At 66.8% G+C, this 20,191-nt stretch carries 15 protein-coding genes; 3 read left to right on the top strand and 12 right to left on the bottom strand.

The features are described from left to right. Positions 1–57 precede the first annotated feature (57 nt). Genes AC6RIC_RS19290 through xdhA form a run of 5 tightly spaced genes read right to left on the bottom strand, consistent with a single transcriptional unit; the run spans position 58 to position 7,307 of the window. Positions 58–1,122 (bottom strand): ABC transporter permease, encoded by a 1,065-nt coding sequence (locus tag AC6RIC_RS19290; RefSeq protein WP_499733535.1) that lies wholly within the window; start codon positions 1,120–1,122, stop codon positions 58–60. Continuing rightward, the gene (locus AC6RIC_RS19285) at positions 1,115–2,659 is read right to left on the bottom strand and encodes an ABC transporter ATP-binding protein (protein ID WP_454657708.1); all 1,545 of its coding nucleotides are present in this window, start codon (positions 2,657–2,659) and stop codon (positions 1,115–1,117) included. The genes AC6RIC_RS19290 and AC6RIC_RS19285 overlap by 8 nt, the downstream gene beginning before the upstream one ends. Continuing rightward, positions 2,643–3,485: a xanthine dehydrogenase accessory protein XdhC gene (gene xdhC / locus AC6RIC_RS19280; protein WP_499733534.1), complete on the bottom strand. Its 843-nt coding sequence runs from the start codon at positions 3,483–3,485 to the stop codon at positions 2,643–2,645. The genes AC6RIC_RS19285 and xdhC overlap by 17 nt, the downstream gene beginning before the upstream one ends. Next, the gene (xdhB, locus tag AC6RIC_RS19275; RefSeq protein ID WP_499733533.1) at positions 3,482–5,824 is read right to left on the bottom strand and encodes a xanthine dehydrogenase molybdopterin binding subunit; all 2,343 of its coding nucleotides are present in this window, start codon (positions 5,822–5,824) and stop codon (positions 3,482–3,484) included. The genes xdhC and xdhB overlap by 4 nt, the downstream gene beginning before the upstream one ends. Continuing rightward, positions 5,817–7,307, bottom strand: a complete 1,491-nt coding sequence (gene xdhA, locus AC6RIC_RS19270) for a xanthine dehydrogenase small subunit (protein WP_499733532.1) — start codon at positions 7,305–7,307, stop codon at positions 5,817–5,819. Before xdhA ends, xdhB begins: the two co-directional genes overlap by 8 nt. A 117-nt stretch (positions 7,308–7,424) precedes the next feature. Between xdhA and guaD the strand changes: the two genes are divergently transcribed. After that, on the top strand, positions 7,425–8,729 hold the full coding sequence (gene guaD, locus AC6RIC_RS19265) for a guanine deaminase (RefSeq protein ID WP_499733531.1): 1,305 nt from the start codon (positions 7,425–7,427) through the stop codon (positions 8,727–8,729). Between the two features lie 134 nt (positions 8,730–8,863). Here guaD and AC6RIC_RS19260 read toward each other — a convergent pair whose 3' ends face one another. The 5 genes from AC6RIC_RS19260 to AC6RIC_RS19240 form a co-directional block, all read right to left on the bottom strand. Continuing rightward, positions 8,864–9,721 (bottom strand): D-amino-acid transaminase, encoded by an 858-nt coding sequence (locus tag AC6RIC_RS19260; RefSeq protein ID WP_499733530.1) that lies wholly within the window; start codon positions 9,719–9,721, stop codon positions 8,864–8,866. A 120-nt stretch (positions 9,722–9,841) separates the two neighbouring features. Continuing rightward, positions 9,842–11,437 carry a peptide ABC transporter substrate-binding protein gene (locus AC6RIC_RS19255; protein ID WP_348704757.1) on the bottom strand — a complete coding sequence of 532 codons (1,596 nt, stop codon included), beginning with the start codon at positions 11,435–11,437 and terminating at the stop codon, positions 9,842–9,844. Between the two features lie 140 nt (positions 11,438–11,577). Next, on the bottom strand, positions 11,578–13,878 hold the full coding sequence (locus AC6RIC_RS19250) for an NADP-dependent malic enzyme (protein WP_499733529.1): 2,301 nt from the start codon (positions 13,876–13,878) through the stop codon (positions 11,578–11,580). A gap of 215 nt (positions 13,879–14,093) precedes the next feature. Beyond that, positions 14,094–14,330 carry an Lrp/AsnC ligand binding domain-containing protein gene (locus AC6RIC_RS19245; protein WP_038361355.1) on the bottom strand — a complete coding sequence of 79 codons (237 nt, stop codon included), beginning with the start codon at positions 14,328–14,330 and terminating at the stop codon, positions 14,094–14,096. Between the two features lie 52 nt (positions 14,331–14,382). Then, positions 14,383–15,207 carry an alpha/beta hydrolase gene (locus AC6RIC_RS19240; protein WP_499733528.1) on the bottom strand — a complete coding sequence of 275 codons (825 nt, stop codon included), beginning with the start codon at positions 15,205–15,207 and terminating at the stop codon, positions 14,383–14,385. Between the two features lie 140 nt (positions 15,208–15,347). Between AC6RIC_RS19240 and AC6RIC_RS19235 the strand changes: the two genes are divergently transcribed. Then, positions 15,348–16,343, top strand: a complete 996-nt coding sequence (locus AC6RIC_RS19235; RefSeq protein ID WP_499733527.1) for an asparaginase — start codon at positions 15,348–15,350, stop codon at positions 16,341–16,343. A 7-nt stretch (positions 16,344–16,350) separates the two neighbouring features. On the opposite strand, the gene AC6RIC_RS19230 is transcribed toward AC6RIC_RS19235, so the two are convergent. Beyond that, positions 16,351–17,721 (bottom strand): TIGR03808 family TAT-translocated repetitive protein, encoded by a 1,371-nt coding sequence (locus tag AC6RIC_RS19230; RefSeq protein ID WP_499733526.1) that lies wholly within the window; start codon positions 17,719–17,721, stop codon positions 16,351–16,353. A gap of 85 nt (positions 17,722–17,806) precedes the next feature. Next, a complete protein-coding gene (meaB, locus tag AC6RIC_RS19225; RefSeq protein ID WP_499733525.1) occupies positions 17,807–18,793 on the bottom strand; it encodes a methylmalonyl Co-A mutase-associated GTPase MeaB in 987 nt (328 codons plus the stop codon). A gap of 132 nt (positions 18,794–18,925) precedes the next feature. On the opposite strand from meaB, the gene AC6RIC_RS19220 reads away from it, so the two are divergent. Then, a complete protein-coding gene (locus AC6RIC_RS19220) occupies positions 18,926–20,077 on the top strand; it encodes an alpha/beta hydrolase (RefSeq protein WP_454657697.1) in 1,152 nt (383 codons plus the stop codon). Positions 20,078–20,191 lie beyond the last annotated feature (114 nt).

Raw genomic sequence — 20,191 nt, 5'->3', positions numbered from 1 at the left:
CGGGTTCTTCGCTGCGCGAAGCCCCGGAATGACAGGGGTGGGTGCGCATCGAAGCCATCACGTCGCCCTCCGCTTGAAGGCGATCCGCCAGCGCACCAGCACGTCGGTGGCGAGCAGCATGAACAGCAACGTCGCCTGGAACAGACCGGTCGCCGCCTGCGGCAGCCTGACTGTCGATTGCGCGATCTCGCCGCCGACATAGGTTCCCGCCAGCACGATGCCGCCGAAGACGATGCCGAGCGGGTTCAGCCGCCCGAGGAAGGCGACGATGATCGCCGTGAAGCCGTAGCCGACCGGGAATTGCGGCGTGAGCTGGCCGAAGGGGCCGGCTGCCTCGAACAGCCCGGCGAGGCCGGCGAGCGCGCCGCTGATCAGCAGCGTCGCCCAGGTCGTACGCGCCGCGCTGAAGCCGCCATGGCGCGCGGCTGCGGGCGCCAGGCCGACGACCTTGATCGCGTAGCCCGCCGTCGTTTTCTCCATCAGCAGCCAGGCGATGACCGCGAGGACGAGCGCGGCGGGGATGCCGAGATGGACGAGCGTCCCTTCCAGCACCGTCGGCAGCGTCTGGTCGGCGGTGAACATCCGGGTCTGCGGGAAATTGAAGCCGCCGGGGTCTTTCCAGGGGCCGCGCACGAGGAAATACAGGAACTGCACGGCGACATAGGTCAGCATCAGGCTGGTCAGGATTTCGCTGACCTGCAATTTCACCCGCAGGAAGGCAGGGATCGCGGCCCAGGCCATGCCGCCGAGGATGCCGGCCAGCACCATGGCGGGCAGGATCCACCATCCCGTCATGTCATGGGTCAGGAGGGCGACGCCGGTGCCGGCGATGGCGCCCATGACGTATTGCCCCTCGGCGCCGATGTTCCAGACATTGGCACGGAAGCCGATGGCGAGGCCAAGCGCGATCATCACGAGCGGCGCGCCCTTGACCCCGATATCGCCCCAGCGTTGCGGCTCAAGGAAGGGCGTCAGGAAGATGCTCTCGACGGCGTGGAAGCCGTCATAACCCATGGCGGTGAAGACGATCACGCCCGTGAGCATGGTGAGCCCGATCGCGATCAGCGGGCTTGCGAGCAGCATCAGCGTGCTCGGCTCGCGGCGACGACGCCACTCAAGCATGGGCCGCCTCCGCGCCATGGACGCCGCCCATCATCAGGCCGATCTCGTCGATGCCGAGGCTGGCAACCGGGCGCGGGGCCGAGAGCCGGCCCTCGTTGATGACGCAGAGCCTGTCGGCGAGCTCCAGCAATTCATCGAGATCCTGCGAGATCACCACCACGGCCGAGCCCTTGGCGGCGAGATCGACAAGCTCTTGCCGGATCGCGGCGGCAGCACCGGCATCGACGCCCCAGGTCGGCTGCGAGACGACGAGTACGGCGGGCTGCTGCCCGATCTCGCGGCCCATGATGAATTTCTGCAAATTGCCGCCCGAGAGCGAGCGGGCCAGCGCCGCGTTGCCGGTGGTCCGAACGTCGAAAAGTTTGATCACGCCATCGGCGAAACGCTTCACGCTAGCGCGGCTGATGAAGCCATGCGGCGCCAGCGGCAGGCGATGGCGCGCCGTCAGGATGCTATTGTCCGAGAGCGAGAAATCCGGCACGGCGGCATGGCCGTTGCGCTCCTCCGGCACGCAGGCGAGGCCAAGCGCCCGGCGCGCCCCTGCGCCTTCCAGACCGACGGCTTTCCCGTCGAGCCTGATCGCTTCGGCATGGGCCGCGAGCTTTTCGCCCGAAAGCGCGGTCAGAAGTTCAGCCTGTCCATTGCCGGCGACACCGGCGATGCCGAGGATCTCGCCGGCCCGCGCCTCGAAGGAAACGCTCTCCAGATCGGTGCCGAAGGGTGGCTCCCCGGGGAGCGACAGACCCTTGATCTCCAGCCGGACCGCACCGGTGCCGGTTGCCTTGCCGTGCTCGATCTTGCGCAGTTCCGCGCCGATCATCAGCTCGGCCATGCGCTTGGTGGTCTCGATCTTGGGGTCGCAGGTCGCGACGACGTGCCCGCCGCGCAGGATCGTGGCGCTGTCGCAGAGCGCTTTGATCTCGTGCAGCTTGTGCGAGATGTAGAGGATCGAGCAGCCCTCGGCCGCGATCTGGCGCAAAGTCGCGAACAGGCGCTCGACCTCCTGCGGCGTCAGCACCGAGGTCGGCTCGTCCATGATCAAGAGCTTCGGCTTCTGCAGCAGGCAGCGAACGATCTCGATGCGTTGGCGCTCGCCGACCGAGAGCGTATGGACCTCGCGCTCGGGGTCGAGCGGCAGCGAATAGGATTGCAGGATGGCGGCGACGCGCTGCTTCAGCTCGTCGCGATCGACGGCTTCGTCGAGCCCGAGCGCGATGTTCTCGATCACCGTCATCGCGTCGAACAGCGAGAAATGCTGGAAGACCATGCCGATGCCGAGCTTGCGCGCGGCCTTGGGCGAGGGGATCGAAACCGGCGAGCCGTTCCAGGAGATGGTGCCTTCGTCGGCCTGCTGGACGCCGTAGATGATCTTGACCAGCGTCGACTTGCCAGCGCCGTTCTCGCCAAGCAGGGCGTGGATTTCGCCGGGTTGGACGCTCAGGCTGATGTCTTCATTGGCTTTGACGCCGGGAAAGCTCTTCGAGATATGGGCGAGCGCCAGCCGCGGCGGCACTTCCTGCTCACGCGGCTGATTCATGTCGCGAACGTCTCCCTTTCGCCGGCTCCCGGCGGCCAAGCAAGCAACGCACCAGCTCGGCTGCCGTCAAGGCCGCGATCACCTCCGGGCGCTTGTCGTCCACATCCGAACCGCCGATCGGGCAGGTGAGGCGGTCGAGCGCCGTACGCCGGCCGCCTGCGCGCAGGAAACCGGCCTCGAAGCGGGCGCGCTTGGTGGCCGAGCCGATCATGCCGACATAAGTCGCATCGCCGCGCGCCAGAGCCGCCTCCGTCAGCCGGTAGTCGAGTGCGTGGCTGTGCGAGAGCACGACGAAGGCGGCCTTGGCCGGCGCGCTCGCGACCGCATCGACGGGATCGGCCATGCGGATGCAGGTGACCGCGGCTGGCAGCCCGCTCATGACGTCATCGCGGTCGTCGATCAGCGAGACCGATAAGGGCAGGGGCGCCAGTGCATGCGCCAGCGCGCGGCCGGTATGGCCGGCGCCGAAGATCAGGACCGGTGGCCGCGCCGCGGCTTCTGCCTTCTCGCGGGTGCCGAACAGCGCGATCTCGGCCGCGCCGGCATGGCGCAGCGACACGCGCACCCGCCCGCCGCAGCATTGCCCCATCTGCGGGCCGAGCGGAATGTCGAGCAACTGATCCTCGGCGCCGTCGCTCAGCATATGCCGGGCGAGGTCGATGCAGTGGAGTTCGAGCTGCCCGCCGCCGATGGTGCCAGCGATAGCGCCGGGGCTCACCGCCATGCAAGCTCCGGCCTCGCGCGGCGTCGAGCCTTCCGCGACTTCGATGCGGACGAGAACGATGCCGTCGCGCTGATGAGCTGTGAGGAAAGCGGCGAGGGTCATCGTCCCGCCTCAGCCCTGACGCGCTCGACTGCATCCAGCACGCGCTCCGGCGTCGCGGGCGCATCGAGGCGCGGGCAGATGCGGTGATCGCCGACGCTCGCCACCGCATCCGACAGCGCGTGCAGAACCGAGATCGCCAGCATCAAGGGCGGCTCGCCCACCGCCTTGGAGCGGTGGATCGTCGGCTCGCGGTTCGGCGCATTGTCCAGCAGATGGACGTTGAAGATGCGCGGACGGTCCGAGGCGACGGGGATCTTGTAGGTCGAGGGCGCATGGGTCCAGAGGCGGCCCTTCCTGTCCCAGACCAGCTCTTCGGTCGTGAGCCAGCCCATGCCCTGTACGAAGCCGCCCTCGATCTGGCCCTTGTCAATCGCCGGGTTCAGCGACTGCCCGCAATCATGCAGGATATCGACCCGCTCGACCTTGTATTCGCCTGTCAGCGTATCGATGGCGACCTCGGCTGCCGCGGCGCCATAGGCGAAATAATAGAAGGGGTGGCCGCGCCCGGCCTTGCGGTCCCAATGGATTTTCGGCGTCGCGTAGAAGCCCGTCGCCGAAAGCTGGACGCGAGCCATATAGGCGGCCGCGATCAGCTCCTTGAAGGCGATCTCGCGGGTGCCGATCTTCACGCGGCCGGGCAGGAAGGCGATGTCCTCTGCCTCGACCTGCCAGTGCTTCGCGGCAAACTCCGTCAGCCGCTTCTTGATCGTCTCGCAGGCATCGAGCGCTGCCATCCCATTGAGATCGGAGCCCGACGAGGCGGCGGTCGCCGATGTGTTCGGCACCTTGCCGGTCGTTGTCGCGGTGATCTTGATCTGGTCGAGCCCGATGCCGAAGGCATGCGCCACGACCTGCGCCACCTTGACGTAGAGTCCTTGCCCCATCTCGGTGCCGCCATGGTTCAGCGCGACCGTGCCGTCGGTATAGACATGCACCAGCGCCCCGGCCTGGTTGAACCAGGTCGCGGTGAAGGAGATGCCGAACTTCACCGGCGTCAGCGCGATGCCGCGCTTGATGATCGGGCTCGTCTTGTTGGCCTTGCGGATCGCGGCCTTGCGGGCCTGGTAGTCGCAGCGCCGCTCCAGCTCGGCGATGACATCCGCCGCGATATTGTCCTCGACCGTCTGGTGATAGGGCGTGACGTCGCGGCCGGCGCCGCCATAGAGATTGCGCCGGCGCACCTCCAGCGGGTCGAGCCCGGTGGCGAAGGCGACCTCCTCGATGAAGCGCTCGGCCCCGACCATGCCTTGCGGGCCGCCGAAGCCGCGGAAGGCGGTGTTCGAGCAGGTATTGGTGAAGAGCGGCTCGGAGCGGGCGCGCACCGCCGGATAGAAATAGCAATTATCCATGTGGAACAGGGCGCGGTCGGTCACCGGCCCCGACAGGTCGGCGTTCCAGCCGCAGCGCGCCGCATAGACGGTATCGAGCGCATGGATGCGGCCCTCGTCGTCGAAGCCGATCTCATAGTCGCAGACGAAATCATGGCGCTTGCCCGTGATCGCCATGTCGTCGTCGCGGTCGGGCCGGAGCTTGACCGGGCGTTTCAGCTTGTGGGCGCAAATCGCGGCGACGCAGGCGAAGAGATTGGCCTGCGTCTCCTTGCCGCCGAAGCCGCCGCCCATGCGCCGCACCTCGACCGTCACCGCATGCGAGCCGACGCCGAGCACGGCCGCGACCATGTGCTGGACCTCGCTCGGATGCTGGGTCGAGACCAGCACGGCCATGTCCTCGTCCTCGCCGGGGATCGCGAGCGCGATCTGGCTCTCGAGGTAGAAATGCTCCTGCCCACCGATCGTCATTGAACCCTGCAGCCGGCGCGGGCTTACGCCCAGGGCTGCCGCGACATCGCCGCGTTCCAGCTTGAGCGGGGCGGTGACCAGCTTGCCGCCGGCCTCGCGTGCCGCAGCGATGTCGATCAGCGGCGCTTCTTCGGCATACTCCGCCTTCGCCAATGCCGCGGCCTGTCGGGCCTGCTCGCGCGTCTCTGCCACAACCGCAAAGAGCGGCTGGCCGTGGAACAGGACGGCATCGGTCGCGAAGACCGGCTCGTCATGCAGATGCGTCGAGGAGATGTCGTTGGCGCCGGGGATATCCGCGGCTGTCAGCACGACAGCGACACCCGGCGCGGCACGGACCGCGGCGAGATCGAGGGAGAGTAGCCGGCCATGAGCGATTGTGCTCGTACCGAGATAGGCGTGCAGCAGGCCTTCGGGCGCGGCGATGTCGTCGATATAGAGCGCTTCGCCCGCGACATGCTTGGGCGCGGAATCATGGATGCGGGAGCTGCCGACCGGGCCGCTCTCCAGTCCGATATCGAGCTTGCGGCGCGCGTCAGCCATGGGCGGCCTCCGCCAGCAGGCCGGCGACCCGCGTTTGCATCCCGGCTTGGGTCGTCTCGATCAGGAAACGGCGCAGCAGGTTGCCGGCGATCGTCAGCCGATAATGCGCCGAGGCGCGCATGTCGTCGAGCGGCGAGAAATCCTGCGGGAGGGTTGCGATGGCCGCCGTGACCGCCTCTTCGCTCCAGTGTTGACCAACCAGGGCCGCTTCGGCTGCCGCCGCGCGCTTCGGGACGCCAGCCATGCCGCCATAGGCGAGGCGGGCTTCGCTGATCCGCCCATCGCTGCCGAGCGTCAGCTTGAAGGCGCCGCAGACGGCGGAAATGTCCTCGTCGAAACGCTTCGAGACCTTGGAGGTATTGAACAGCATGCCCTCCGCCAGCTTCGGCACCAGCACGGCCTCGACGAATTCGCCCCGGCGCCGGTCCTGCTTGCGGTACTCGATGAAGAAGCTTTCGAGCGGAACGCTCCGGCGCTCGATTCCGGTTTCGCCGCGCCGCGCCAGCACCAGCGTCGCATCCAGCGCGATCAGCGCTGGCGGCAGGTCTCCGATCGGCGAGCCGTTGGCGATGTTGCCGCCGACCGTGCCGGCATTGCGCACCTGCTCGCCGCCGAAGCGCCGCATCAACTCGTCGAGCTGTGGGGAGAGGGCGGCCAGTGCCGTGCGGACGTCGATATGACCAGCCATCGCGCCGAAGCGGAGATGGTCGCCTTCGTCGGTGATGGCGCGCAACGCTTCGATCCGCCCGAGAGAAATCACCGGGTCGAGCCGCTTCATCGCCTTGGTGACCCAGAGCCCGACATCGGTCGCGCCGGCAATCAGCGTCGCCTGCGGATGGGCCGCGACGAGTTCAGCCAAAGCCTCGACCGTTGCTGGCGCATAGAACCGGCCGCCGTCTCCTTGCAAGGCCAGCGTCTCGTCATCGCTCAAGGCCGTGAGCCGCGTCGCAACGGCCTCGCGCTCCAGCAGGAAGCGATCCGCCTCGCGCGGCGCGATCTCGTCCATGCGGCGGCCGGCGGCGATGATCGGCTCGTAGCCGGTGCAGCGGCAGAGGTTGCCGGCGAGCACATCCTCGATGCGGCCGACGCTTGGCTCCGCCTCGTTCAGCCGGAGCGCCAGCAGTGACATCACGAAGCCCGGCGTGCAGAAACCGCATTGCGAGCCGTGGCACTCCACCATTGCCTGCTGGACCGGGTGAAGGGCGCCGTCCACGCCCTTCAGATGCTCGACGGTGAGCAACTGGCAGCCGTCCAGCGTCGGCAGGAAGCGAATGCAGGCATTGATCGCCTCGTAGCGCAGCAGGCCGCGATCGAGCCGCCCGACAACGACGGTGCAGGCGCCGCAATCGCCCTCGGCACAGCCTTCCTTGGTGCCGGTCATGCGCTGGTTGAGGCGCAGCCAGTCGAGCACGGTCAAGGTCGGATCGCAGCGATCGATCTCGACCAGCCTGTCGCCGAGCAGGAAGCGCAAGCTTTCACGCATCACGCCCGCTTCCTTCGCAAAGCCAAATCATGCCTGCAGATTAGGCATGATCCGCGCTTGGCCGGAAGCTTCGATTTGGTGCAGATGTGATGTGGAATTGTGCCGGAGCTGCCCGACGTGACTGCATCCACCGTTCTGCGTGGCCTGCGCGGCCGCCTGCTCTGGTTCGTCGATGACCCGCACACGGCTGGCGAGGCCGCGCATCGCTTCATCGCGGATGGTTTGCTCATCATCGAGAACGGGCTGGTCAAGGCGGCGGGCGAGGCGCGTGACCTGCTGCGGACACTGCCGGCTGATGCCGAGATCGTCGACCATCGCCCGCATCTGATCATGCCGGGCTTCATCGACGCCCATATCCACATGCCGCAGACGCAGGTCGTCGCCTCCTATGGCGCGCAACTGATGGAATGGCTGAACAAATACACCTTCGTCGAGGAACAGAAGCTCGGCGAACAGGGCCATGCCGAGAAGCTTTCACGCTTCTTCCTCGACGAGTTGCTGGCCAACGGTACGACCACGGCGGCGGTTTATTGCTCGGTCCATCCGCAATCGGCCGAGGCCTTCTTCACGGAATCGCAGCGCCGCAATACCCGCATGATCGCCGGCAAGGTCATGATGGACCGCAACGCGCCGGAAGCGCTGACCGACACGGCCGAGAGCAGCTATCGCGATTCGAAGGCGCTGATCGCGCGCTGGCACGGCAGGGGCCGGCAACTCTACGCGATCACGCCGCGCTTCGCGATCACCTCGACGCCGGAGCAGATGGCGGCGGCAGGGAGGCTCGCGGCCGAGCATCCCGATTGCCATGTCCAGACCCATATCGACGAGAACCGGGCCGAGATCGCCTTCGCCTGCGAGCTTTATCCGGAAGCGGCTGATTATGCCGATATCTATCGGCGCTACGGCCTGCTCGGCCCGAAAAGTTTGATGGGCCACTGCATTCACATGATCCATAACGAATGGCAGGCCTTTGCCGAGACGGGCGCGGTCGCGGTGTTCTGCCCGACCTCGAACCTGTTCCTTGGCTCAGGGCTTTTCGACTGGGCCCATGCCCGGCAGCGCGGGGTGAAGGTCGCGGTTGCCACGGATATCGGCGGTGGCACGTCCTATTCGATGCTCAGGACCATGGCCGAGGCCTACAAGGTGCTGCATTTGCAGGGGCAGTCGCTTTCCGCTTTCGCGGCACTGCATGCGATCACGCGCGGCAATGCGATTGCGCTCGGACTCGATCATGTGATCGGGGGCTTCGAGCCCGGTCGCGAGGCAGATGTCGTGGTGCTCGATACGGCTGCGACGCGGGCGATGGCGCATCGCATGGAGACGGTGCGCGATCTCGCAGAGGAACTCTTCGTGCTCGTCACGCTCGGCGACGAGCGCAATGTCGCCGCGACCTATGTGATGGGGGAGCGGGCGGGTCTGTAAAGACCTTTCCACCACCTCAAGGTCATCCCGGGCGCAGCGAAGCGCAGACCCGGGATCCATGCCGGAACGGTTCAGGCATGGATCCCGGATCGGCGCCGCTCACGCGGCTTGTCCGGGATGGCCCGCGTAGGGGCTCAGCCCAGCACGCCACCCTTGCGGGCGTAGTCGATATAGATATCACGCAGGCGCTGCGCGGTCGGGCCGGGCGCGCCGTTATGGATCGTGTGGCCGTCGATCGTGGTCACCGGCATGACGAGGCTGGTCGCGGAGGTGATGAAGGCCTCCTCGGCGTCAAGCGCCTCTTCCAGCGTGAACTCGCGCTCCTCGAAGGTGAAGCCGGATTCCGCGAGATAGGCCAGCACGGCCTTGCGGGTGATGCCCGGCAGCACCTTGTGCGAGAGCGGGCGCGAGATCAGCGTCTTGCCCTTGACGATCCAGGCGGTGGAGGAGGCGCCCTCGGTCACCACGCCGTCCTCGACCAGCCAGGCCTCCTGCGCGCCGCTTTCCAGCGCGAACTGCTTGGCGAGCACGGGGGCGAGCAGGTTGACGCTCTTGATGTCGCGGCGCGCCCAGCGCAGGTCCGGCGTCGAGACGACCTTGATGCCGGTCTTGGCGCCCGGCGCGTTCACGAAGTTACGGGCCTGGGTGAACATCACCAGCGTCGGCTGGACATCCTTCGGGAAGGGGAAGTCGCGATCGGCCGCGCCGCGCGAGACCTGCAGGTAGATGCCGCCCTCGTCGAGGTTGTTGCGCTTGATCAGCTCTTCATGGATCGCGACGAGCTCGGCCTTCGACCAGGGCAGGCCGAGGCGGATCTCTCCGCAGGAGCGCTCGAGCCGGGTCAGATGCGCCTCGCAATCGACGAGCTTGCCACCGATCACTGCCGAAACTTCGTAGATGCCGTCGCCGAAGATGAAGCCGCGGTCGAAAACAGAGATCTTGGCCTCTTCCTCGGGAAGATAGGCGCCATTGACGTAGACGATGCGGCTCATCGATGCGGACTCGCTGATTGGAAGGGAACGCGGATCCTTCCTAGCGAAGCTTGGCGCCGGTTGCGAGCCTCAAGGCGGGGAAACGGCCCGGCGTCTGGTGCAGGGCCGGCCGAGAGGGCTTCATGCCTTCAGGCTCAGGAACCGCGTCGGGATCGCGCCGCGCAGGTTCTGCTCGAAGCCGATAAGCTTCGGCGAGACCAGGTTCTTGGTCGAGTAATGCAGCACAGGAATCCAGGGCTCCTCGCGGATGACGATGCTGTCGGCCTCGCGCAGGATCGTGGCGCGCCGGGCGAGGTCGAGTTCCTCGGTCGCGAGTTTCATCAGCGCGTCGAACTGGGGGTTCCTGTACTTGCCGATGTTGAAGCCGGCATTGTCGCTCTCGAACAGGAACAGGAAGTTCTGCGGATCGGAATAGTCGCCGACCCAGCCATAGCGGGCGACGTCGAAATCGCCGCCGTCACGCAAATAGGCGAAATGCGTCCGGAAATCGGTCTCGACGAAGCGGGTTTCGACGCCGATGGCGCGCCATTGCTCGGCGATCGCTTCCGCCGTGCGGCGGTTATTGTCTGTGGTATTGAAGCGGAACTCGATTTGGAGCGGGACGCTGCCGAAGCCGGCTGCGGCGAGCAGACGTTTCGCCTCTTCCTCGCGTTCCAGCACCGAGGCATGGCGGAAATCGAGTTCGGCGCGCTCGCCGTAGTTGCCGATATGCGGGGGGATCACGCCATAGGCCGGCAGCATCGTGCCGCCCCAGATGCGGTCGGCGATGAATTCGCGATCGACCTGCAAGGAGAGCGCGCGCCTGACACGCTCGTCGTCAAAGGGTGGCTTGGCGCTGTTGATGATCAGGAAATAGGTCGCGAGATAGGGACCGATCCTGACCTGATCACCGAGCTTCTCCTTCAGGGCCTTGAACTGGTCGGCCGGGATGTCGGTGGTGAGATGCAGATCGCCAGCCTGGAAGCGCCGCGCCGCCGCCGCGAGGTTGGAGGCCGGGTAGAAGATCACCGTATCGATCTTCACATCGGCGGCTGCGTGGAAATGTGGGTTCCGGTCGAGCCGGATATGCGAGTTCGGCGCCAGCTCCTTGAGCATGTAAGGGCCGTTCGTGATCCAGTTCTCCGGCCGCGCCGGCTCCTGCGCCGCCATGGCCACGCTGGCCTGGTGCATCGGCAGGGCGCTCTGATGGGTCAGGAGTTCGAGCAGATAGGGCGTCGGCTGCTCCAGCGCGATCTCCAGCGTGCCCTCGTCTGGAGCGCTGACGCCGAGCGCTTCGATTGATGAGCCGGCGGTCGCTTTGTGGATCGCCTGGGCATTGCGGATCGGGAACAGCAGGTTGGCGTATTTCGCGCCGGTCTCGGGATTGATGATGCGCCGGAGGGAGTAGACGAAATCCGAGGCCCTGACCGGGTCGCCATTCGACCATTTCGCGTTGTCGCGCAGCCTGAAGCGCCAAGTCTTGCCGTCCGGACTCATCGTCCAGCTCTCGGCGACGCCGGGCGCGACCTCGCCCTTCATGTCGTGGATGACGAGCCCTTCGCGCAGGTCGCGCAGCAGATGGGCTTCGGCGACGGTTGAGGTCTTGTGCGGATCAAGCGTCTCCGGATCGCCGTCATTGCCGCGGTGGAAGACGATGCGGCCCTGGGCGGCTGCGCGTGTTGCGGCCAGGATGGCAGCGAGCGCCAAGGGGGCATGGCGGCGCGTGACGTCGAGCATGGCAACCTCCCTCAGCCGGGCGCCGTTGCGAGCGATGCCCGACGGGGGAAGTAGACCCCGTTACGTCGAGTCTGCCAAGCACGAAAACGACGATGGGGCCGTGGTTTTCGCGCCGTGATTGTCAGGAGCTGGCTACAGGCTCAGCGGCTGGCCGCTTCCGCCGCGCTCTCCTGCGCCTCGACCACCGCGACGGCGGTCATGTTGACCACGCCGCGGGCCGTCACCGAGCCGGTGAGGATATGCGCGGGCTTGGCCGTGCCGATCAGGATCGGCCCGACCGGCAGCGCATCCGCCATCACCTTGGCGAACTGGTAGGAGATGTTGGCCGCGTCGAGATTGGGGAAGATCAGGACGTTGGCCATGTCCTTCAGTGTCGAGGAGGGCAGGACGCGCTCGCGGATCAGCGGCACGAGAGCGGTATCGGCCTCCATCTCGCCGTCGCATTCGAGATGCGGCGCCCGTTCGCGGATCAGCTTCAGCGCCTTGCGCATCTTGAGCGAGGAGGGCGTATCGGCCGCACCGAAATCGGAATGCGACAGCAGCGCGATCTTCGGATCGATGCCGAAGCGCTGGACATGGCTCGCCGCCAGCACGGTCATGTCGGCGATCTCCTCCGCCGTCGGGTCGTGTTTCACATGGGTGTCCGACATGAAGAAGGCGCCCTTGTTGGTGATGATCAGGGTCATCGCCGCAAGGTCGCAGACGTCCGGCGCCAGCCCGATGATGTCCTTGATATGCCGCAGGCGCGACATGAACCGGCCTTCGAGGCCCGAGATCATCGCATCGGCCTCGCCGCGGGCGACGGCGAGCGCCGCGATCACCGTGTTGTTGGTGCGCACCAGCGAGCGCGCCGCCTCGGGCGTGATACCGCGCCGGCCGGCAATGTCGAGATAGGTCTGGACATAGTCGCGATAGCGCGGGTCGTCCTCGGGGTTCACCACCTCGAAATCGACGCCGGGCTTGAGCGTAAGGCCGAAGCGCTGGATGCGCGTCTCGATCACGCTCGGGCGGCCGATCAGGATCGGGATGGCGAGCCCTTCCTCCAGCGCGACCTGGGCGGCGCGCAGCACGCGCTCGTCCTCGCCCTCGGCATAGATCACGCGCTTGGGATCGGCCTTCGCCTTCTGGAACAGCGGCTTCATCAGGAAGCCGGAGCGGAAGACGAAGCGCGAGAGCTGCTCGCGATAGGCCTCGATGTCGAGCAGCGGCTTGCGGGCGACACCGGTCGCCATCGCGGCCTCGGCGACGGCCGGGGCGATGCGCATGATCAGGCGCGGATCGAACGGGTTCGGGATGAGCGAATTCGCACCGAAGGTCGAGGCCTCGCCGCCATAGGCGCGCGCCGCGATGTCGGAGGTCGCCTCGCGGGCGAGCGAGGCGATGGCGCGCACGGCGGCGAGCTTCATCGCCTCGTTGATCGTCGTCGCCTGCACGTCGAGCGCGCCGCGGAAGATGTAGGGGAAGCAGAGGACGTTGTTGACCTGGTTCGGATAGTCCGAGCGGCCGGTGCAGATCATCGCGTCGGGGCGAACGGCGAGCGCGTCTTCCGGGGTGATCTCGGGATTGGGATTGGCGAGTGCCAGAATCAGCGGCCTCTGTGCCATCTGCTTGGCCATCTCGGGCTTGAGCACGCCGGCGGCGGAGAGGCCGAGGAAGATGTCTGCGCCGCCGATGACGTCGCTGAGCGTCCGGGCGTCGGTCTCCTGCGCATAGACCTCCTTCCAGCGGTCCATCAGCGTGTTGCGGCCCTTGTAGACCACGCCGTCGATATCGGTGACCCAGATGTTCTTACGCTGCGCGCCGAGCTCGACCAGCAGGTTGGTGCAGGCGAGCGCGGCGGCGCCCGCGCCGGAGACGACGATCTTGACGTCGGCGATCTTCTTGCCCGCGAGGTCTAGCCCGTTCAGGACGGCGGCTCCGACGATGATCGCCGTGCCGTGCTGGTCGTCATGGAAGACCGGGATGTTCATCCGGGCCTTGAGCTGCTCCTCGATCTCGAAGCATTCCGGCCCCTTGATATCCTCGAGATTGATGCCGCCGAAGGTCGGCTCCAGCGCGGCGACCACCTCGACGAATTTCTCGATGTTCTTCTGCTCGACCTCGATGTCGAAGCAGTCGATGCCGGCGAATTTCTTGAAGAGGACGGCCTTGCCCTCCATCACTGGCTTGGAGGCGAGCGGGCCGATATCGCCGAGGCCGAGCACGGCCGTGCCGTTGGTGATGACGGCGACGAGGTTCTGGCGCGAGGTCAGCTCGGCGGCTTCGGAGGGATCATCGACGATCGCTTCGCAGGCAGCGGCGACGCCGGGGGAATAGGCTAGTGCCAGATCGCGCTGGTTGCCGAGCGGCTTGGTCGCCTGGATCTCGAGCTTACCGGGCCGGGGCTGGCGATGATAGACGAGCGCGCCCGAGCGCAGATCGGAGGAGAGCGTGCTTTTCATGGCGCGATGGTCCCTGCAGTCAGAGGGATGCTGGTCGCGCGAAAGCCCCCATGCCGTCAAGCCGTCGGGATGCCGCTAGCAGTTTCGCCGGATTCGAAAGGAAGGCGCAGGCGCGAACTTGAAGCAATCTGGCAAGATGCTGAATCGGCATGCGAGAAATCGCACGCAAGCGCCGGAAACGATTCGCCAAATTCTCCGCGCCGTCGCCGCGAAGGTCAGAACGCCTTGAAGGTGATGATCGTATGGGTGTCGGCGATCTCGGGGATCGACTGCACCTTCTGCGCGACGAAATGGCCGATATCGACATCGGCTGCGACATGGAACTTGGCCAGGATGTCGTAATTGCCGGCGGTCGAGTAGATCTCGGAGGCGATCTCGCGATCGGCCAGTTCGCTGGCGACCTCGTAGGTCTTGCCGAGCTTGCATTTGATCTCGACGAAGAAGGTCTGCATCGCGCGCTCCGAAACTCTGTCGGGTCTGGATAGAATCGTCTGGGCAGAAAGATCAAGCGCCCGCGAGCGCGGCGATCCGTCGTGTCATCGCGCTCTCGGGATCGGTCAGTCCGGCGATCACGGTGAAATGGTTGGCGCCGGGGATTTCCTCATAGCGTGTCGTTACACCCTCCAGCCCCCAGACGTCTGTGAGCCGGCGGCTCTGCCGGTGGTACTCTTCGCTCTCGGCGCCGCCGACCACAGCATCCATCGTCAAACGCGAGGGGGCCGGCCAGAACAGCGGGCTCTCGAGTTCCGCGGCGGCCAGGTCGAGATTCAGCGCCTTGTTGATGCTGGTCTCGACGAGAGGCTTCAGGTTGTAGAGGCCGGAGATGCCATAGGCCGCCGGCACGAGCTGGTCCGGCAGGTCGGGATCGACATTCTTCCAGTCGGTGGCGAGCGTGCAGGCGCTGAGATGGCCGCCGGCGGAATGTCCGGAAGCGACGACAGGCAGGCCGAAGCGTCGCCACAGCGCCGCTGCCGCCTGCTGCAATTCCCAGACGATATGGCCGAGATGGACCTGCGGGCAGAGGTCGTAGCCGACGACTGCGACCGGCAGGCCGAGCTGGTTCAACCCGCGCGCCATATGCGAGAAATAGCTGCGGTCGAGCGCCTGCCAGTAGCCGCCATGGATGAACATCACCAATGCGTTGCCACGGATCGTCTCGGGCTTGAACAGGTCGTAGGCTTGGCGCTCGCCCTCGCCATAGGAGACATCGAGCTCGCACAGGGCCTCGCTGCGATAGGCGGCGGCATCGGCCTGCCAGCCGGCGATGATGCCGGGATGTTCCGGCACGCGGGCGCGGTTGTTGTACTCGGTCTCGTAGTCCGGCGACATCGGTCTTCCATCGCTGAAGGGCGTGGGTCGGTTGGGCCGCACCGTGGCAGCCCGGCGCGCTTCGCGCCAGCGCTTTTGACAGGACCCCGGTCCGGCGCCAAAAGGCGGCAAGCCCGGATGAATGGGCAACGGAGGTCGCCATGGAAAACCCTGTTCTCGCCGAGGTCACGCGCGGCAATGTCGTCGAATCGCGTCATCGCGGCGCGGCGATCGTCGTCGATGCCGATGGCGGCGTGGTCTTCTCGGCCGGCGATGTCGCGCGCCCGGTCTTCCCGCGCTCGGCCGTCAAGGCGATCCAGGGCCTGCCGCTGATTGAGAGCGGCGCCGCCGACCGCTACGGGCTGACCGAGGCCGAGATCGCGCTCGCCGTCTCCTCGCATTCCGGCGAACCGCTCCATGCCGAGACCTCGCTTTCGATGCTGCGCAAGGCCGGCCGCGATGCCGGTTGCCTCGAATGCGGCGCGCATTGGCCGTCGAACGAGCTCGTGTCCCGCGCCCTGGCGAAATCGGGCGCCGAGCCGAGCGCGCTCAACAACAACTGCTCCGGCAAGCATGCCGGCTTTGTCTGCCTGTCCTGCAACATGGACGAGGACCCGACCGGCTATGTGAAGGCTGCCCATCCCGTGCAGCAGGCCGTGCGCGGCGCGCTGGAAGCGGTGACCGGCGCCGCCCATAGCGCCGATCGGATGGGCATCGATGGCTGCTCGATCCCGTCCTATGCCGTGCCGCTTTCGGCGCTGGCCCTGGGCTTCGCTCGCTTCGGCACCGGTAGGGGCTTCGGGCCGGAACGGGCGAAGGCGGCGGCGCGCATCCGGGCTGCGGCTGCGGCCCATCCCTTCATGGTCGCCGGCACCGGCCGCTACGACACGCGGTTGATGGGCTTGCTCGGCGCGCGCGCCTTTACCAAAACCGGGGCCGAGGGCGTCTATTGCGCGTCCCTGCCGGAACTGGGCTACGGCATCGCCCTGAAATGCGATGACGGCGCCGGCCGCGCCGCCGAGATCGCGCTCGGCGCCTTGATCGCGCGCTTCCTGCCGATGGATGACGCCACGCAGGTCGCCTTCGCGCCGCTGCGCGAGACCGTCCTGAGGAACTGGAACGGCATCGAGGTCGGCCGCATCCGCGCGCCAGCCTGAGCTGGGCTCAACGCACCGCGTTGTTCGCCACCACGATCCCCGAGGCTCTGGCATCGGGGGCTTTCGTCAGGTCGCCGGTAACGGGTTTGCCGTATTCGGTGCCGATCACGGCGCCGTCGCGGGCCTCGGCGATGATGTTGTTGGCAACGAGCGCGTTGCGCTCCTTCGGCACCAGCGAGACCGAGACGCCGATCCCGGTCTTGCGGATGACGTTGCCGGTGGCGGCGAGGTTGCGCATGCCCCAGGACCAGCCGAGCGCGATGCCGATATCGCTGGCCTCCTCGATGACGTTGCCGGTCACGGCTGCTTCCGCCTCGACATGGATGCCGTAGCCGCCGACCGGATCCTTGCTATAGGGCACGGCCTTGCGCGTCGCCCGGCGGATGATGTTGTTGGCGCAGACCGCCAGGCGCCCGCCATGGTCCAGATTGGTCATGGTGGCGCCGGCCGCGCAGTCCTCGACGAGGTTGTTGGCGATGATCGCGCCCTCGAAGGCGAATTCGCTGTAGAGGCCGACTTCGCCGCAGCGCCGCCCCCGGTTGCCGAGCATCTGGACGCCCGAGCCGGAATTGTTGCGGATGAAGGTCATCGCGCAGTCGCGCAACTGGTTGCCCTCGATGATCACGCCGCCGGCACGGAAGACGCTGATGCCGTTGCCGTTCTGCCCGCTGCCGCCGGCATCGGTGCGGATGCGCTGGACATGGTTGCCGCGCACGATGGAGCCATCATCGCCCGGCTGGTTGCGCCAGATCTGAATGCCGTTATTGCCGCAATCCTCGACCCGGTTCTGCTCGATGGTGAGCCCCTTCGAATCGATCGCGAACAGGGCGGCATCCCGCATCTCGCGGAAATGGTTCGCCGCGACGCGCCCGCCGCAGCGATCGAGCGTCAGTCCGACCGAGCCGGCCTTGGCGAAGGCACAGCCAGAGATCACGAGTTCGCCGACATTCTCGGCCGCGAGCAGGCCGCTGCGCTGGGCGGCGGGAATGTCGAGCCCGTCGAAACTCAGGCCGGAAAGCTCGGCCCGGCTGAGATTGCGGGCGATCAGCACGGGCTGGCCATTGGCGGTGACGAGATGCGTTTCGCCGGGTACGCCGACGATCCGGGCATTCTCGGGCAGGGCGACGCCGCCGATCCGGTAGCGGCCCGGAGGCAGCAGGAGCGGCGCACCGCGCCCAGCGGCTTGCTTCAGCGCAGCCTGCAATTGCCGCGACTGATCCTCGCTCGCGCCGGGACGCAGGCCGAGCTGGCCGGCATCGAGCCCGAGATGGCCGAGCGGCCCGGCAGTCGCGCCGCGGGATTGGGCGTGGGCGGGCAGAACGACCGAGGCCGTGCCGAAAAGGCCCATCGCCAGAACGTTGCGTCGGGAAAGCACCATGGAAGCTCCTGCTCCGCCGGCGCGGATCAAGCCGCGTGCCAGCTCCATCTGTGCCGATCTGAAACCGACGCTCCCGGTGTGGAGCTTACAGTCCGAGAGCCTGCGCGATCTCGTCCGCGGCCGATGTCGGGGGCAGGCGGCCCTCCGCGACCGCGGCTTCCAGTTCAGGGGTGCGAGCCTTGAGAGCGGGATCGTGCCGGAGCTTCGCCTGCAGCCGGTCCTGCACCATCGCCCACATCCATTTCACGTCCTGCCGGCGGCGCTTCTCTGCGATCAAGCCCTTGGCCTCGAAGCGGGCGCGGTGATCCTCGACCTTCGACCAGAGCGCATCGAGGCCGAGCCCGGTCAGCCCCGAGATCGTCACGACCGGCGTGCTCCACAGCGCCGAGGTCGGCGCCAGGATATGTAGCGCGGCCTTGTACTGGGCGGCTGCGGCGCGGGCAGGCGTCGCGCCATCGCCATCGGCCTTGTTGACCGCGATCATGTCGGCGAGCTCGATGATGCCCTTCTTGATCCCCTGCAATTCGTCGCCGGCATTGGGCAGCATCAGCACGAGGAAGAAGTCGGTGAGATCGGCGACCGCGGTCTCCGACTGCCCGACGCCGACAGTTTCGACCAGGATCACGTCAAAGCCGGCGGCCTCGCAGAGCAGCATCGTCTCGCGCGTCTTGGCGGCGACGCCGCCGAGCGTGCCCGAGGAGGGGGAGGGGCGGATATAGGCGTTTGGATCGACCGCGAGCCGGGCCATCCGCGTCTTGTCGCCAAGGATCGAGCCGCCGGTGCGGGTCGAGGAGGGGTCGACGGCGAGCACCGCGACCTTGTGGCCCTTGCCGGTGAGGTAAGTGCCCAGCGCATCGATCGTGGTCGACTTGCCGACGCCGGGCACGCCGGTGATCCCGACCCGGATGGCGCGGCCGGTATGCGGGAGCAGCCGCTGGATCAGGGCCTGCGCCTGCTCGCGATGGTCGGCGCGGCGCGATTCCGCCAGCGTGATCGCACGGGCCAGCGCGGCGCGCTCGCCGGCGAGGATGGCTTCGCCGAGTGGATCGGCTGGAGAGCTGTTGTCGACCATGTCGCCAGTTAGCAAGTCGCGGGAGCGGGCGACAAGGCGTCCTCGCGCGTCACTTGCTTCATCACTGTGTCATGTCGGCATCTTGTGAATTCGCCGTTGCGATGAGACGAGTTGGCAATGATGTGCGTGGCGATGCGGCTTCGTGTTTTCCTGTTGGCCTTGTTCCTGCCGCTGGCGCTCGCAGCCTGCGGCACGCCGCGCGTGCTGGAGCTGAGCGAAGCTCCGAAGGCGGATGTCGCGGGGACCGTCCAGATCTACGTCGCGACGACGCGCGAGGTCTCGGCGCAGCCGGTCTATTTCAGCGGCGAGCGCGGGCCCAAGCTCTCCTTCGCCCGTCTCGACATCACCGTGCCGCGCAGCCACAAGGCCGGGGACCTAGAGCTGCCCGATTCGGGGCCGGGCGACCCCGCCAAGCATTTCACTGCGACCTATATCCAGAAGCTCGATCTCGCACCGATCGTCTCCGACGTGCGCAAGGAACTGCAGCGGCGGCCGCCCTCCCAGCGCGACATTCTGATCTTCGTCCACGGCTACAACACCAATTTCGCGGATGCGGCCTATCGCTTCGCCCAGATCGTCTATGATTCCGGTTTCAAGGGCGTGCCGGTGCTGTTCACCTGGCCGTCGCGCGGTCAGTTGCTGGCCTATCCCTACGATCGCGAAAGCGCCTTCTATTCGCGCGATTTCCTCGAACTGAACCTGCGCGCCATCGCTCGCGATCTCGGCGCTTCGCGCATGGACATCCTCGCCCATTCCATGGGGACGCTCCTGACGCTGGAGACGCTACGCCAGGCCGCGATCCGCGGCGACGGCAGTTTCGGCGGCAAGCTGCGCGACGTGATGCTCGCTGCGCCAGATGTCGATCTCGACGTGTTCAAGATGCAGATGCGCGCGATCCGCCGGCCGCTGACGGTCTTCGTCTCGGCTGACGATCGAGCGCTCGACTTCTCCCGGCGCTTTGCCGGTGACAAGACGCGGCTGGGCGCGGTGTCGAGCAAGGATACCGAGACGATCGCGGATCTGGAGAAGCTCGGCGTGCGGCTGATCGATCTGTCCGAGGTCTCCTCCGGGGACAGCCTCAACCACGCGAAATTCGCATCGTCGCCGAAGGTGGTGCAGCTCATCGGCCAGAGGCTGCAGCAGGATCGAGGCATCGGCTTCGCCGGGCCGCGCTTCGGTGACAGGCTTGGCGATGTCGCCGGCGGCGTCATGGGTACGGTCGGCTCGACCGTCGGGCTCGTCGTCACCGCGCCGATCCAGATCATTTCCGGCGCGGCGCAGTGATGTCGCCTCCGCGCAACGCCCCGGCCGCTTCTGATCGGAAGCTGATCGCTTGCCCCATTCTGGCCGCCTTGGCCTGCCTTTAGAGGTATGGCTGCCAGTTCGGCCCCTCACATT

The sequence above is a fragment of the Allobosea sp. TBD101 genome, assembly GCF_059817965.1.
This window is presented reverse-complemented; position numbering and strand designations above follow the sequence as displayed.

What these genes read in the sequence shown, in the direction of transcription:
- AC6RIC_RS19290 (WP_499733535.1), bottom strand. Translation starts at nt 1,122, where the DNA reads ATGCTTGAGTGGCGTCGTCGCCGCGAGCCGAGCACGCTGATGCTGCTC.
- AC6RIC_RS19285 (WP_454657708.1), bottom strand. Translation starts at nt 2,659, where the DNA reads ATGAATCAGCCGCGTGAGCAGGAAGTGCCGCCGCGGCTGGCGCTCGCC.
- xdhC (WP_499733534.1), bottom strand. Translation starts at nt 3,485, where the DNA reads ATGACCCTCGCCGCTTTCCTCACAGCTCATCAGCGCGACGGCATCGTT.
- xdhB (WP_499733533.1), bottom strand. Translation starts at nt 5,824, where the DNA reads ATGGCTGACGCGCGCCGCAAGCTCGATATCGGACTGGAGAGCGGCCCG.
- xdhA (WP_499733532.1), bottom strand. Translation starts at nt 7,307, where the DNA reads ATGCGTGAAAGCTTGCGCTTCCTGCTCGGCGACAGGCTGGTCGAGATC.
- AC6RIC_RS19260 (WP_499733530.1), bottom strand. Translation starts at nt 9,721, where the DNA reads ATGAGCCGCATCGTCTACGTCAATGGCGCCTATCTTCCCGAGGAAGAG.
- AC6RIC_RS19255 (WP_348704757.1), bottom strand. Translation starts at nt 11,437, where the DNA reads ATGCTCGACGTCACGCGCCGCCATGCCCCCTTGGCGCTCGCTGCCATC.
- AC6RIC_RS19250 (WP_499733529.1), bottom strand. Translation starts at nt 13,878, where the DNA reads ATGAAAAGCACGCTCTCCTCCGATCTGCGCTCGGGCGCGCTCGTCTAT.
- AC6RIC_RS19245 (WP_038361355.1), bottom strand. Translation starts at nt 14,330, where the DNA reads ATGCAGACCTTCTTCGTCGAGATCAAATGCAAGCTCGGCAAGACCTAC.
- AC6RIC_RS19240 (WP_499733528.1), bottom strand. Translation starts at nt 15,207, where the DNA reads ATGTCGCCGGACTACGAGACCGAGTACAACAACCGCGCCCGCGTGCCG.
- AC6RIC_RS19235 (WP_499733527.1), top strand. Translation starts at nt 15,348, where the DNA reads ATGGAAAACCCTGTTCTCGCCGAGGTCACGCGCGGCAATGTCGTCGAA.
- AC6RIC_RS19230 (WP_499733526.1), bottom strand. Translation starts at nt 17,721, where the DNA reads ATGGTGCTTTCCCGACGCAACGTTCTGGCGATGGGCCTTTTCGGCACG.
- meaB (WP_499733525.1), bottom strand. Translation starts at nt 18,793, where the DNA reads ATGGTCGACAACAGCTCTCCAGCCGATCCACTCGGCGAAGCCATCCTC.
- AC6RIC_RS19220 (WP_454657697.1), top strand. Translation starts at nt 18,926, where the DNA reads ATGCGGCTTCGTGTTTTCCTGTTGGCCTTGTTCCTGCCGCTGGCGCTC.